The sequence below is a fragment of the Hyalangium sp. genome, assembly GCF_035629615.1.
Taxonomy (GTDB): Bacteria; Myxococcota; Myxococcia; order Myxococcales; family Myxococcaceae; genus Hyalangium.
In genome coordinates, this window is the sequence record NZ_DASPHO010000629.1 from 1 (window position 1) to 14,379 (window position 14,379).

The window sequence follows — 14,379 nt, forward strand, 5'->3', positions numbered from 1 at the left end:
CATGCCTCGCGATGTCTCCTTCTTCGATCAGCTCGGCCGGCTCCTCGCCATGGAGCGAGACGCCGAGCGCGCCCGCTCCGCTTCCCTCGCCCAGAGCATGACCCTGCGCGAGCGCGCCGAGCACGGCCTCTCCGTCCTCGATCTGGAGACCCTCGAGGAAGAAGTGGGCCTGGGCGGACGCATCCTCCTCACGCTCGCCCGCGCCGATCGCGCCCGCTTCCCCTCCCCGCTCAACAACGGCGACCTCGTGGCCGTCCTGCCGCGCCGCGCCGAGGTGAAGGAGCCCGCGCGCGCCCTCGTCTCGCGCGCCACCCGCACCCGCATCCAGCTGGCCTTCGATCGCTCCCCGCCCCCCTTCGTCCACGAGGGCCTGCTGCGCCTGGACGTCGTCCCCAACGACGTGACGTACGAGCGCGTGCGCGCCGGGCTCGAGCGCGTGAAGGCCCTGGACAAGGGCGCCGAGCGCCGCAAGCGGGAGGTGCTCCTCGGCAATGAGCCGCCGCGCTTCGACAAGCCCAAGGAGCTCGAGCCCACCCGCCCCCTCAACCCCGAGCAGACCGACGCCGTCGCACGCGCGCTGGCCGCCGAGGACTTCTTCCTCGTCCACGGTCCCCCGGGCACCGGCAAGAGCACTGTGCTCGCGGAGATCGCCACCCAGGCCGTGGCGCGCGGAGAGCGCCTGCTGTGCACCGCCGCCAGCAACGCCGCCGTGGACCACCTGCTGGAGCTGTGCCTGGACAAGGGCCTGCGCGGCATCCGCGTGGGCCACCCGGCACGCGTCGCTCCCCGGCTCCAGCAGCACACGCTGGACATCGTCGTGGAGGAGCACCCCGACCGCATCCTCTCACGCGAGCTCTTCGACGAGGCCTTCGATCTGTTCGGCTACTCGCGACGCCAGCGCACCCAGGGCCGCAGCCGCGAGCGCTTCTCCAACGCCCGCTCCTCCGCCTCCGAGGCCAAGGGGCTCATGGACGAGGCCCGTGCCCTGGAGCGCAAGGCCGTGCGAGCCGTACTCGAGCGCGCCCAGGTGGTCTGCGTCACCCTGGCCAGCCTGCAGTCCGGCCTGCTCTCCCACGAGTCGTTCGATCTCGCCCTCATCGACGAGGCCACCCAGGCCACCGAGCCCCTCACGCTCCTCGGCTTCCTGCGCGCCCCCAAGGTGGTGCTCGCCGGAGACCCCAAGCAGCTCCCCCCCACCCTCCTCTCCCAGGAGGCGGCGAAGGCCGGCCTGGCCGTCAGCCTCTTCGAGCGCCTGCTCCAGGACCACGGCGAGGGCGTGAAGCGCATGCTGCGCGAGCAGTACCGGATGAACGCACGCATCATGGAGTTCCCCTCGCACGAGATGTACGGCGGCGAGCTGCGCGCCCACCCCAGCGTGGCGGAGCGCACCCTCGCGGACGTGCTGACCCCAGGCGCCCACGCCCAGGTCGATGCCCCTCCCGTCCTCTTCCTCGACACCGCCGGCAAGGGCTTCGAGGAGCAAGTCGAAGAGAGCACCCAGAGCCTCTACAACCCCGGCGAGGCGGACCTCATCCTCGCGCGGGTGAAGGCGCTGCTGGCCGCGGGACTGGCTCCACGCGAGCTGGCCGTCATCACTCCTTATAGTGCGCAGGCCTTCCAGCTCCGCGAGCGCGTGGAGGCCCTCTCCCCAGACGTCGAGGTGGACACCGTGGACGCCTTCCAGGGCCGCGAGAAGGACGCCATCCTCGTCACCCTCACCCGCTCCAACTCCGAAGGGCACCTCGGCTTCCTCACGGACCTGCGCCGGATGAACGTGGCCCTCACCCGCGCCCGGCGGCACCTCTTCGTTGTGGGCGACTCGGCCACCCTCAGCGGCCACGCCTTCTACTCACGCTTCATCGAGCGCACCCAGGCCGAGCAGGGCTACCGCTCCGCCTGGGAATGGCCCGAGCCCTGACCCAGGTACGCAGAAGGCGCACCCGCGCCAGCACCGCGCAAGAAGTGCGGGGTTGCGCAAAACGGCACACAGTTCGTGGCAGCGTGCCCTGGCGGGTCACCCGCGGCATGTCAGCGCAGCCCTGATTTCAGGCCCTTGGCGCTACCCCTGGCTCGGCACGGCGAATGCTTGCCTGCTCACCCAGGAGGTGCCCCATGGCCTATGTACGCCCCGTGGTGACGAAGGAAGAGAACATCTGGGTGCTGCGGCTCCAGAACACGAATGGCAAGACCCAGGAATACCGCTGCGCCACGGAGAACCAGGCGAAGCAGCTCGCGATGGTGCTCGCGCGCCCCGAGCAGGAGGCCCCCGCGGCTCGCACCGCGTAGACCTCTGACAGGCCCTCTCCGGAAGGGCGATTGACACGCGGTGGAGGTTCTCTCCGCCGCCCGAACAGAGTAAGCGGGGCCCCAGGAGACCTGCGTGGCCCCATCTTTCGAGTCCTTCACCGTCCTCTCCCAGGCTGTCGCTGTGCACGTGCGCCAGCGCAACCCGAAGGGCACCCCGGCCGTCCTGTTCCTCCACGGCTGGCTGGACCACTCGCACACCTTCGATTGGGTGCTGGAGCACCTGCCGGACGCGTGGAACCTCGTGCTGCTGGACTTCCGCGGCATGGGACGCAGCGAGCATGCGCCCCTGGGAGCTCATTACTCCTTCCCGGACTACCTCCTCGACGTGGAGGCCATCCTCGACGATCTCAAGCTGAGTGAGGTGCACCTGGTAGGGCACTCGCTCGGCGGCACCGTCGGCACGGCCTACGCCGCCGCCCGCCCCGCGCGAGTGAAGAGCATCACCTTGATCGAGAGCCTGGGTCCCTCCGGTGGAGCTCCGGAGAGAGCCTTGGAGCGCCTGCAGGGCTTCCTGGATGACGCACTCCGCCCGCCCCACCGCAAGCGCTACAAGACCATGGAGGAGGCCGCGACACGGCTGCGGGAGAACAACCCCACGCTGACGGAGGCCGCCTCGCTCCACCTCGCCAGGTACGGCACAGAGTCCTACGAGGGCGGCCACGCCTTCCGCTTCGATCCGCGGCACCGGCGCCGCTTCGGCCATGCGTGGGACGAGGCCCAGTGGCTTGCCATCTCCTCCGCCGTCACCTGCCCGGTGCAGCTGATCCACGGCAGCCAGGGGTTCACGATGGACGAGGTTCCGGCCGGCCCCCGCATGGCCGCCTTGCGCATCTCCAAGCCCCTCACCCTCTCCGGTGGACACCATGTCCACATGGAGCAGCCCGAGGCCGTCGCCCGGGCCCTCGCGCACTTCATCCGCTGACACCTCGGTCTGCGAGCCTGGGTAGGGAAAAGTCCTAGATCGCGGCACCTCGGTGGGGAAAAGCCTTTCACCCCTGAGGGCAAGACGATTCCCTCCCTGATCCACCCACCCCCTGTAAGTCATTGATTTCCTGAGGGCCCTTCCGGTTCCACGGGGTTGGTACGCCCTTTGGAGAGACCCCCAGCTCGTGGAGCACGGCATGCGGGCAAGGACAAGGGCGGGAGCAACAATGAGGCAGGGGTGGGGCTGGGGACGGGTCCTCGGACTGACGATGCTGGCGGCCATGGCGGCGGCGTGCCACGAGCCGGGGCACACCCGCTCAGTGCAGGCCGCTGCGGTCGTGGACAAGGAGCAGCTCGACTTCGGCGAGGTGCCCGTCGGCGAGTGGCGGGAACGGGAGGTGCTGATCCGGAATGTCGGCTACGTGCCGTTCTCAGCGCTGGAGGCGCTGGCCCTGGGCAGCAACCCCTCGTACCAGGTGGAGCTGGTGGACGGAGGCCGGGTGCTGCCGGGCGAGGCCAAGGTGGTGAAGGTGCGCTTCCACCCGCTGCACGAGGGGCTCAGCGAGGAGCAGCTCCGCGTGGCGACGGACGCCAACACCGGCCGCGAGCACACTGTCTCCGTGCGAGGCCAGGGCGCGCCGACACCCATCCAGATCGATCCGCCCCTGCTCGACTTCGAGACGCTCGAGGTGGACAGCGATCGCACGCTGACGCTCACGGTGACCAACCCGGTGGATCTGCCGCTCACGGTGAAGGTGGGCGGAGCTGATGCCGACCCCTTCTCGACGGATGTCGTCACCATTCCGCCCTTCAGCACGCAGCAGGTGCGCGCGAAGTACCTGCCGCGCGCGCTGGGGCAGATGGGAGCCCAGGTGGAGGTGCGCTCCTGCGAGGGGTGCACGCCGTCCACTGCGAAGCTGGCGGGCAGCTCGGTGGCGAGCGCCTTCGTCTTCGAGCCGACGCCCGTTCCCTTCGCGCCCATCCCCGTACACGAGCGCACGGAGACGCTCGCGCGGGTGCGCAACATCACCTGGCGGCCCGTGACGATCGCCAGCCTGGCCACGTCGGACTACGCCTTCTCTCCGATCACCAACCTGTCAGGCGAGCAGGTGGAGCCGGGCCAGGCGGTGGAGCTGAAGATGCAGTTCGCCGCGCGCCGCTCGGGCCCGACGATGGCGGACCTCATGGTGCACTACGAGTCGGACAAGCCGCGCCAGTCCCAGGTGATGCTGGACGCGCGGGGCGGACAGCCCACGCTCGCGGTGGCGCCGGCGGCGCTCGACTTCGGTGAGCTGCCCGCGGGCGGCAAGGTGGCGCAGGTCATCCGCATCTCCAACGGCGGCAGCAACGGGAACCTGATCTTCCTGGGCGTGCGCGGAGAGGGGGCCTCAGCGCACTTCGGAGTGGACGTGCCCAGGCGGGGCGCCCAGGCCTACGGGTGGAAGGGCGGCACCTGGCCTTCGCTCCAGGCGGACTCGCTGCCGATTGCCCCTGGCAACGACTTCATCGAGCTCACCGTCTACTTCGAGCCGCAGGATGAGGGCAGCCACCAGGCCACGCTCACGCTGATCTCGAGCGATCCGTTCACGCCGGAGCGCTCCATCGTCCTCACCGGGCGGGCTCGGGCGAGCGGCCCGTGCATCTACGAGCTGCGGCCTCAGCCGGCGCTCGTCTTCGGCAACGTTCCGCCGGGCCGGGGCGCGGTGCTGGGCATCTACATGCGCAACCCGGGCCGGGCCGAGTGCGCGGTGAAGAACATCCACATCTCCAAGGATGCGGGCGGGGCCTTCTTCATGCCCGGTGGTCCGCTCACGGGCGGCGTCCTGCCCTATGACACCTCCTTCAGCACGATGGTGGCCTTCCGGCCGCCCGCCGAGGGCTCCTACGAGGGCGAGCTGCAGATGACGGTGAACAACCCGAGCTACCCCACGGTGACGCTGCCGCTGAGGGGCCTCTCCCACGCGACGTGCCTGGTGGCCGCACCGCCCTACGTGGACTTCGGGCCCATCCGCTACGACTGCGCGACGGAGGCTCGCCGCACGCTCATCTCCAACCAGTGTCCCTATCCGGTGACGGTGGACAGCACGCGGATCGGCACGGGGACGAGCGACCAGTTCCAGCTCACCACGCCGCTGGACATTCCTCGCACGCTGGCGCCAGGCGCGGGCTTCGAGCTGGAGGTGACGTACGCGCGAAACGTGCACGGCCAGCACTACAGCCCGCTCTTCGTGCGCGCCAACAACGAGCCGAACCCGCTCCTTGTCCCGCTGCTGGCGGAGACGAACCATGAGGGCATCCAGCTCGACAAGTTCGTTCAGGGCACGGACAGCCAGCTCGACGTGCTCTTCGTCGTCGCCAACACCACCACCATGGAGACCTTCCAGCAGCGGCTGCGCGCGGCCCTGCCCGGGTGGATGGAGCATGCCCGGAAGGAGGGGGTGGATCTGCGCGTGGGTGTCACCACCACGGGCCTCGTCACCCGCGCGCAGTGCAGCGGGGGCACGCAGGGCGCTGAGGGCGGACGCCTCGTGCCGGTGGATGGGAGCCGGGCGCGCGTGGTGAGCAGCTCGGCGCCGGGGGCCGAGGCGGCGCTCCAGGCCAACGTGGGAGTCGGCCTCTGCCACAACCTGGTCCAGGGACTGGAGACGATCCGGCAGGCGCTCTCCTCACCTCTGGTGGATGGGCAGGACGATCCGCGCACGCCGCAGCCCAATGACGGCAACGCGGGCTTCGTGCGGCCCGCAGCCCGGCTGGCGGTGGTGGTCGTCTCCGACGAGGATGACCACTCGGGGTTCGCGACGAGCAGCTACATCCAGTTCCTCCAGTCCATCAAGGGTCCTGGAATGGCCCACCGCTCCCAGCTCTACGCGCTGGTGCCCACGGATGGGCGCTGCAGCACGGCGGGCGACTCGGCGCCTCGCTTCTTCGAGGTGGCCCGGGCCACGGGCGGCGCGGTGGACTCGGTGTGCCAGAGCGACTACCAGCCTTTCCTGGCCCAGCTCATCCGCCGCGCTGGAGATCCCCAGGCGGACTTCCCGCTCACCGCGACGCCCGCTGGCACCGCCGAGCTGACGGTCCAGGTCCAGGGCCAGACGGTGGACTCGTCCTCCTGGCGGTACGACGCCGCGCGCAACGTCCTCATCTTCGAGCCTGCGGCGGTGCCCAGAACAGGGGAGAACATCCTGATTCGCTACCGGAGCGTCTGCCAGGCCCCACCGCCGGCTCCGTGAGGGCCTGCGGGAGGAGCGTGGCTCGGGAGTCACTTCGATGCGCCGAAGAACCCTACGCGGTAGCCGGCCGCACGAAGTGCGGAGGTGGCACGTGAGTTGAGAATGAGCAGGACTATCAAGCCTACGAGCGGCACGAACATGAAAAGGACCATCGGGAGCTTCACAGTCATTGGCATCCTCAAGCCCGTGACGATTTGGATGACCCCGAGGAATCCGAGCCCGAACGCCAATCCGCCGAGGGGAACCGCGATGGAGCCCACCGCAGTGATCAGCACCATCGTAGCGAGATAGACCAAGATTGCTTTGATGATCAGCTTCTGGCCGCTCGCGAGTTGCTCCATGTCGAGTTCCGGCGCCGGCGCTCGAGCGACAGGAACTCCAGGTGGTTCAGACGAATGAGCCGTGTGCATGAGGATCCCTTTGCTGGAATGGGCTGCCCGAGAGGCTCGCCGTCAAGGTCACTTCCACGGGCCCGAACTGGGCCCGCATTGAGGAGAGCCGGTGACCCGGAGAACCATTCAGAGAATCTGCGGATTACTTCTTCTGCACTTCTTGAGGGGTGGGCGTGAGTGCGCGCAGCGGGGCATCCCGGCCCAGCACGATGAAGGGTGCCCAATAGTGAGGATGGGGCTGTGTGGCACGCAGCGAGCGCATGGCCTCGCGCAAGGCGGTGGCTCGGCCCTGCCCAGCCAGCAGGTTGCGGTAGTAGGCCTCCATCAGCGTCCGCGTCGTCTCGTCATTCACTTTCCACAGGCTCATCACCACCGTCTCCGCTCCCGCCACGACGAAGGCGCGCCGCAGCCCGTAGACACCCTGGCCGAGTTTGATGTCGCCTCGGCCGGTGTCGCAGGCGGACAGGACGACCAGCTGGGTGCCCCACAGGTTGAGGCCGGCCAGTTCCAGGGCCGTCGCCAGCGCGCTGTCGGGCTGGGACTGGGGAGCGCTGGAGGTGGAAGGCGTCAGTGCGCTCGCCCCAGCGAAGAGGAGACCGGAGCGCAGCAGGGGATCCGGTGGGCGCGAGGCGAGAGGCTCCTCGCCCAGCGCACCGAAGTGGCCGACGGCGCGGGAGCGTGTGGGAGCGGGGGCGTCATCCAAGAAGACACCGTGGGTGGCCAAGTGGAGGATGCTGGGCGTAGGCAGGTGCAACAGCCGCTCCTTGGTGGCCTCCGGGCCCAGGAAGAGCTGAGCCTGGGGAAGCAGGCGCTGGATGGCCTCGGCCTCCTGGCGGGTGCCTGGCAATGGGACGGGGTTCCAGGCTCGGTGCGTCGGGCCCCCGCGCAGCGCAGAGAAGAAGCGCTCGATGGAGGGGGAGCGCTCGGCCCGCGCTGACGCGTCCCCCAGATACGGAACGGGTGCTTGGAGCGAGGCACTGAAGTCCGGGTCGGCGAGGACGACCACGGAGGCAGCGGGGAGCGTCTTCTGGGGGCGAGGTAGCAGGTCCTTGCCGGAGGTGAGATAGGTGAAGTCGAAGGTCTCCACGAGGAATCGACGGCCATCGTGCAGGGCAGCGAAGGGAACCAGGGCCAGCTGACCATCCGGCGAGAGAAAGAGGCGGCGGGTCTTCCCCACCAGCGGCTGCAGGGGTTGGAAAGCGAGTTGGTAGAGAGCCTGGGCCTGGGATTGGAAGGCGGCATCTTTGTTGGCCAGCGCGTCTCGCAGGCGCCAAGCGGCTAAGTCAATGGACTCGGCGGGTCCCAGATCGCGGGTGCGAATGGTTGCGTCCGGCAAGAGTACCAGCGCCAGGTAGCGGAGCTGGGGCTCGGGCGCTCCGGGTTTGGGCACGAGGGGGCGGTCCTCATAGGTGATGAACTCGACGAGGGCACCGTCCTTGGGCAGGGCTGCGGCAACACGGCCGACAATGTCCGCGGGAGCCGGCAACGCGGCCAGTGCGCGCAAGGGGGCAGAGCGCCTGGCCAGGGTGGCTTCGAGTGCATTACCCTGATCGGCAAGCTCTTTGAGGCGTTGTTGGTAGACTGTGGGTGGCAGCGAACCAGGGCCTTGAAGCGACAACTGGGCCAGTCGGGTGCGCAGCCCGCGCAACCGCTCGAAGGTGTCGCGCTCCTCAGTGCCCAGGCTCCGGTAGACAGCACGAGAGATGTTGGCCGTCTCCTCGACGGAGCGGCCTTTGAGGAGGAGCGCGGCGCTGAGGGCTAAGCGTCTCACGCTAGCGTTGTCCGGATGCTCGCGCAGCAGCGAGTAGAGAAGTTCCTCGTTGGTGCGCAGAAGTTGGAGGAAGCTGGCCAGGCGCGCTTCGGAGAAGTCGAGCGCCTCCTGGCGCAGTCGCTGCTCGGAGATGGCGAAGGCTCGCGTGAAGAGTGGGAGGGCCGAGCCGAGGCGATGCTGGGCCAGCCTGAGTAATGCGAGGTTGTTGAGCGATTGGGCGACGTGGGGATGGTTCTTGCCGAGGGCCGCTTCCGAAATGGCGCGCGCGCGCTTGTAGAGCGGCTCGGCCCGGCCATACAGCCCCTGGGCCAAGTAGAGGGTGGCGAGGTTGTGGAGCGATAGGGCGACGTGGGGATGGTTGTTGCCGAGGGCCACTTCCCGAATGGTGAGCGCGCGCTCGAAGATCGGCTCGGCCTGGCCGTACAACCCCTGGGCCTGGTAGAGGGCAGCGAGGTTGTTGAGTGACTCGGCGACGTTGGGATGGTTGTTGCCGAGGGCCGCTTCCGAAATGGCGAGTGCGCGGACGTAGAGTGGCTCGGCTCGGCCGTACAACCCCTGCTCCTGGTAGAGGAGGGCGAGGTTGTAGAGCGACTCGGCGATCTGGGGATGGTTCTTGCCGAGGACCACTTCCCGAATGGCGATCGCACGCTCGAAGAGCAGCTCGGCCCGGCCGTACAACCCCTGGGCCCAGTAAAGGGCGCCTAGGTTGTTGAGCGACTCGGCGACGGTGGGATGGTTCTTGGTGAAGGCCGCTTCTCGAAGGGCGAGTGCGCGGACATAGAGTGGCTCGGCCCGGCCGTACAACCCTTGGCCGTCGTAGAGGGCGGCGAGGTTGTTAAGCGAGGTGGCGACGTCGGGATGGTTGTTGCCGAGGGCCGCTTCTCGAAGGGCGAGCACGCGCTTGAAGAGCGGCTCGGCCCGGCCGTACAACCCCTGTTTCGCGTAGAGGGCGGCGAGACTGTTAAGCGAGGCGGCGACGTCGGGATGGTTCTTGTCGAAAGCCGCTTCCGAAATGGCGCGCGCGCGCTTGTAGAGTGGCTCGGCCCGGCCGTACAACCCCTGCTCCTGGTAGAGGTCGGCAAGGTGGTTGAGCGAGGTGGCGACGGTGGGATGGTTGTTGCCGAGGGCCACTTCCGAAATGGCGAGCGCGCGCTCAAAGAGCGGCTCGGCTTGGCCGTACAACCCCTGGGCCGCGTAGAGGGCGGCGAGGCCGAGGAGCGATTGGGCGACGTGGGGATGGTTCTTACCAAGGGCCGCTTCGAGAATGGCGAGCGCGCGCTCGAAGAGCGGCTCGGCCCGGTCGTATAACCCCTGGGCTTGGTAGAGGATGGCGAGGTTGAGGAGCGAGGTGGCGACGGTGGGATGGTTGTTGCCGAGGGCCGCTTCCCGAAGGGTGAGCGCGCGCTTGTAGAGCGGCTCGGCCCGGCCGTACAACCCCTGCTCGTGGTAGAGGGCGGCGAGGTTGTTGAGTGAGGCGGCGACGGTGGGATGGTTGTTGCCGAGGGCCGCTTCCGAAATGGCGAGTGCGCGGACGTAGAGCGGCTCGGCCCGGCCGTACAACCCCTGGGCCGCGTAGAGGAGAGCGAGGTTGTGGAGCGAATCGGCGACGGTGGGATGGTTCTTGCCGAGGGCCGACTCCCGAAGAGCGTGCGTGCGTTGAAGCAGTGGCTCGGCTCGCTCAAAGTCCCCCTGAAGCTGGCGCAAATGGCCGAGCAGGTTCAGACAGTTGGCGACTGCTGGATGCGTGCCTCCAAGCACCGCCTCCCGCAGCACGAGCGCATGTTCGCCCAGCGTCACAGCCTCGGCGTACTTGCCCGCCTGGTAGAGCGCTATCGCCTTGTCATATGCCTTCTGCGCCTCCTGCAACCGCGCGTCCGGTGACTCCTCCCCGGCCGCCGCTCCTGCCGCACAACACACGACGACCACCCCGATCCACCCAAGAACCAGCCGCATGTCTCCCTCTTGGGCCCAAAAAACGGCCATTGCAAACCCTGATTCCTCTGTCCAGAGAGCCAGTGGCCCGGAAAATCATTCAGGAAAATCCGTAAGAGTTCGCCGCGCCCCGTCCTGGTTCGGAGTTGACCCGGCCAGGAGGACTGACAGGAGAGGCCGTCAGTCCTGGCTCTTGGGGAGCGTGACGGTGCATCAGTAGGGCGCGGTACACCACGTTGCGCAGATCGCGTACGTTGCCTGACCAAGGATAGGAGAGATGGAGGCCCTGTTGAGGGTGGCAAGAACTGCGCGAGGGAAAGCTCCTCTCGGTCCTCGACGACTGGTCCCCCGAGGCAATCACCCTCTCCCTCGTCTACCTCCAGCGGAAGCACCTGCCGCGGCGAGTCCGCGTCCTCATCGACTTCATGACGGAGCACTTCCGCAAGCTGTTCCAAGGCAGCGCGGCAGACAGGCAGGGTGGAATGGCCCCTCGCTGAAGCGCATCAGCGAATGACCCATCTCGAATCGTTTGGTATTCTCCGGCCATGTCGACTCCGCTGAAAGTCATCCTGGGCCTCGCCGCCGGGATGCTGGTTGGGAGCAGTGTGCTCAGTCTCACCGCCTACGCTGTGCCGAGCCCCGGGGGTAAGTCGGACAAGTCCTCGACACCGCGTACATCGATGGCCCTGGTGCCGGTCGTGGTGGCGGTGCGCGATCTATCGCCTGGCGAGACGGTGCCGTATGAAGCGATGGCAAAGCGAGACCTGCCCGAGATGATCGTCACCTCGTCAATGGTCAAGCCTGACACGGCCACCTATATCAAGGATCAGAGGCTCGTTGTTCCCGTCAGTAAGGGCGACCCGCTGTACTGGGGGTGGTTCTCGTCGACAATGAGCGAGCTGAAAATGGACTCGCCGACGCTGGACGTCAAGGTCTGGGAGGCGTGCGATGACGCGCTGGCCGCCAGCCCTGGCACGTCCCGGCGCGAACGCACGGGTGCCGACATCCGCGCTCGCCTCGTGCGCGAGGCGGGCGCGCAGGGCCAGACGAAGCCTTCGCTCGCGACCGTGCTTGTGCTGGCTCGGGACGTCAAGGCGGGGCAGGTGCTCACGAACAAAGACCTGAAGCAGGTCTCGCTGCATGCCGAGCACACCATCAACTCGGCGGTGCCAGTGACCGATCGCAAGCTGGTGGTGGGCCGCCGCCTCAGCAAGGTTTTGCAGGCAGGAGACCCTCTGCTCTGGGCCGCGTTCGCGGATAACACAGCCACGGATGAGTGCTTCAAGACGCTCCAGCCGAAGGTGAAAGCCGCTGGAGTCGCGGCGCGGGACGCCGAGATCGCCCGCTTCCAGAAGCAGTCGGGGGCTGCGCTGCCCAAGCCCGAGCGCGCACCCGTCCCAAAAGTGGATGCGAAGGGCCATGCCGACATTTTAATGGTCACGGCCGATGTCCCCGAGGGAGCAGTGCTCGACGAGTCGATGCTCAAGGCTCGCAGGTTCCCCGATGCCCTGGTGACCGCGAGCCTCATCCCAGCCGAGCAACTGCGCGACATCGTCGGTGCGCGGACGCTGGTTCCACTCCAGGCGAAGGACCCGCTGATGTGGCAGATGCTCGACGATGCAGCGCGGCCGCGGCAGGAGGGCAGCTGCGTCCTGGCTGCGGCAGCGGCGCTGAACACGGCGCGCGAGCAGGCCACACGCGAAGGCACCGCCGCGTTTGTGCGCGGCAAGGAGTCCCACTGATGCGACGGCTCATGTTCCTTGCCTCTCTCTGTCTGCTGGCGTCGGCATGCGCCGAGGCGCGCGCCGCCGAGCCCGCCGAGAGAAAGTACGAGCAAGTCCTGGTCGCCACCCGCGACCTGCCCGCGGGCTCGATCGTTACGTACGACAACATGGGGGTAAAAGAACTCCCGGAGGGCTATTTGAGTTCGTCGGTGGTCAGGGAAGGCAACGCCGCCTTCATCAAGGACCAGAAGGTGCTGTTGCCCGTTCTCAAGGGTGACCTGGTGCTTTGGTCGTTCTTCACATTAAGCCCCATCCAGAACGAGGTACTCGGGCACTGCCCAAAGCCCGAGGGCAACGACGCCTCTGCCGAGGAGCAGGTGGCGCGCGCGCGGCAGACCCTCTTGTCCCGCGGGCGCTGAGGCCGACAGCTCGGAATCGTAACTCGTCGCCGTGCCCCGTCTGGACACGGCGACCGAGTTTGAGCTGACGGGTGTGAGCGGCGGGAGCCGTCGTCGGGGGTTTTGAAAAGTCCCGACGTTTCCGAACAGGTGCGCGCCTGGCAGCCGGGGTGGAGGGCTACGGGAAGGTGACTCCGTGGATGAGCACGTCACGGGTTCCGCCCGCGTCCCACAGCCTGAGGGTGAAGGACTCCTGAGCCTGCTCTCGCGTGGCCTCTGCCTCGATCAAGATCCGCTGCCCCTGGCTCCCTTCACTCATGAACTCCGATTGCCGGAGGTGGAGCACTCGCAACGAGCGGCGCTCGGGCCCCACCAGCTCGGCGCCGGTGGCCGTCCACTGCTGCGCGTCCTGGTTCACCTCCATGATCAGCTCCACGGCCACCCGCTGTCTGGAGCGGTAGCTGTAGACGCGGCGCAGCCTGCGTACGATCCCTGGAGCAAAGGCAAGCTCCCCGGTGAGTTGGAGGGGAACCACTCCCCGCTTGTCCATCAGCCCCTCTTCCAACAGGGCCACGAGCCCCTCGGCAACCGGCTCTGGTGCTCGCAGGCGCGCGTTCTCCTCCCTGCACTGATGGAGTTTGGCGTCCTGCTCTGCCACCTCCTGCTGAAGGGACTCCACCGTGCGCTTGTGGCGGTACACCTCCACCAGGCCCCCTGCTCGATCAGGGGCGGCCACCAGCCAGAAGGAAGCGATCACCGGCGCCGCCCCATCCTTGAAGCGCAAGACCAGACGGAGCCGCACTCCAGGAAGCAGCTTCTCTGACGGCACCAGCTTTAGCGTACTCCCTCCCAGCTCGACCTTGGCGAAGCGCTCCGCACCTTCCAGCGTCACGGAGGCCGGCTCGATCTCCGCGTCGAAGCTGAACACGGTCGCGAGCCCTGGACTGAGGCACACTTCGGGCGCCTGGCCCATGGGCTCCGGCTTCAGTTCGATGCGCTGCACCCCTCGCGCACAAGAATCGGCCTCGAATGGCGCGGCGGCATCCGCTCCTACCAAGAGCACGAGCGCCAACAGAAACGGGGAGGACACAGGCAGAACCTCCAGAGTAGGGCGCGGAAGATGTATCTCGCAACGTCACCTGTACCACGCCTGGCGCCGGAGCAGCCCACGCTTCTCGCGCTCCCAGGCCACCTCACTGGAAGCGATCCACGGCCCTCAGCTGTACGGAGGAGAGCAGCAGGACATTGTCCTTCGTGGAGCCGCGCCACCGCGCGAAGCCGCGCTTACCTTCAAAGTCATCATACAGTTCCATACACACCGGAATGGTCCGGTCATCGGGCATTCGCGCCACGGTGAACCGGCCGTGGATGCGGTCACCGAAGAAGAGCCGCCCGTGGATCTCTGTCCCGGGCATCAGAGTTCTGTACGCTGCCGTGAGGGTCAAGACGAATGGCCCCTCCTTGACTGGGAGAGGCTGCGCACTCAGCTCGACGGCGAATGCGACATCCTCAGCGACAGCGCCCGGCTTGATGCCCATGTCTTGCATGGACTGGATAGCGCCTGGAGGACACTCCTCTGTCGTGGGCACGGGGTAGAGCGGCTGGGGGTTGCTGGCGCAGGCCATCCCCATGCACAGAGGGAGCGCTTTAGTGAGACTCGGCGCCGACCGTGAAGGGAGCGGCTTCTGTGGGCGAGAGGCC

General features: G+C 67.7%; 10 protein-coding genes. 6 read left to right on the forward strand and 4 right to left on the reverse strand.

Annotated elements, in window-relative coordinates; genetic code table 11:
- Position 1: 1 nt before the first annotated feature.
- From VD972_RS32140 to VD972_RS32155, 4 genes are all read left to right on the forward strand, one after another.
- Positions 2-1,918, forward strand: a complete 1,917-nt coding sequence (locus VD972_RS32140) for an IGHMBP2 family helicase (RefSeq protein ID WP_324992609.1) — start codon at positions 2-4, stop codon at positions 1,916-1,918.
- A gap of 194 nt (positions 1,919-2,112) precedes the next feature.
- Complete coding sequence (locus tag VD972_RS32145) at positions 2,113-2,286, forward strand: hypothetical protein (RefSeq protein WP_324992610.1); 174 nt, start codon at positions 2,113-2,115, stop codon at positions 2,284-2,286.
- A 94-nt stretch (positions 2,287-2,380) separates the two neighbouring features.
- Positions 2,381-3,229, forward strand: a complete 849-nt coding sequence (locus VD972_RS32150; RefSeq protein ID WP_324992611.1) for an alpha/beta hydrolase — start codon at positions 2,381-2,383, stop codon at positions 3,227-3,229.
- Between the two features lie 229 nt (positions 3,230-3,458).
- Positions 3,459-6,461 (forward strand): choice-of-anchor D domain-containing protein, encoded by a 3,003-nt coding sequence (locus VD972_RS32155; RefSeq protein ID WP_324992612.1) that lies wholly within the window; start codon positions 3,459-3,461, stop codon positions 6,459-6,461.
- Positions 6,462-6,490: 29 nt separating this feature from the next.
- Here the strand turns inward: VD972_RS32155 and VD972_RS32160 are convergent, their stop codons facing one another.
- Both VD972_RS32160 and VD972_RS32165 read right to left on the reverse strand, forming a co-directional pair.
- Positions 6,491-6,802: a hypothetical protein gene (locus VD972_RS32160; protein ID WP_324992613.1), complete on the reverse strand. Its 312-nt coding sequence runs from the start codon at positions 6,800-6,802 to the stop codon at positions 6,491-6,493.
- A 193-nt stretch (positions 6,803-6,995) separates the two neighbouring features.
- Positions 6,996-10,577 carry a CHAT domain-containing tetratricopeptide repeat protein gene (locus VD972_RS32165; RefSeq protein WP_324992614.1) on the reverse strand — a complete coding sequence of 1,194 codons (3,582 nt, stop codon included), beginning with the start codon at positions 10,575-10,577 and terminating at the stop codon, positions 6,996-6,998.
- Positions 10,578-11,101: 524 nt separating this feature from the next.
- Between VD972_RS32165 and VD972_RS32170 the strand changes: the two genes are divergently transcribed.
- Together VD972_RS32170 and VD972_RS32175 are read left to right on the forward strand one after the other, a co-directional pair.
- Positions 11,102-12,298, forward strand: coding sequence for an SAF domain-containing protein (locus VD972_RS32170; protein WP_324992615.1), 1,197 nt, complete (start codon positions 11,102-11,104; stop codon positions 12,296-12,298).
- Positions 12,298-12,699, forward strand: a complete 402-nt coding sequence (locus VD972_RS32175) for an SAF domain-containing protein (RefSeq protein ID WP_324992616.1) — start codon at positions 12,298-12,300, stop codon at positions 12,697-12,699. The genes VD972_RS32170 and VD972_RS32175 overlap by 1 nt, the downstream gene beginning before the upstream one ends.
- Before the next feature lie 157 nt (positions 12,700-12,856).
- On the opposite strand, the gene VD972_RS32180 is transcribed toward VD972_RS32175, so the two are convergent.
- Both VD972_RS32180 and VD972_RS32185 read right to left on the reverse strand, forming a co-directional pair.
- Positions 12,857-13,768: a DUF2381 family protein gene (locus tag VD972_RS32180; RefSeq protein WP_324992617.1), complete on the reverse strand. Its 912-nt coding sequence runs from the start codon at positions 13,766-13,768 to the stop codon at positions 12,857-12,859.
- Between the two features lie 103 nt (positions 13,769-13,871).
- On the reverse strand, positions 13,872-14,093 hold the full coding sequence (locus tag VD972_RS32185) for a hypothetical protein (protein ID WP_324992618.1): 222 nt from the start codon (positions 14,091-14,093) through the stop codon (positions 13,872-13,874).
- Positions 14,094-14,379 lie beyond the last annotated feature (286 nt).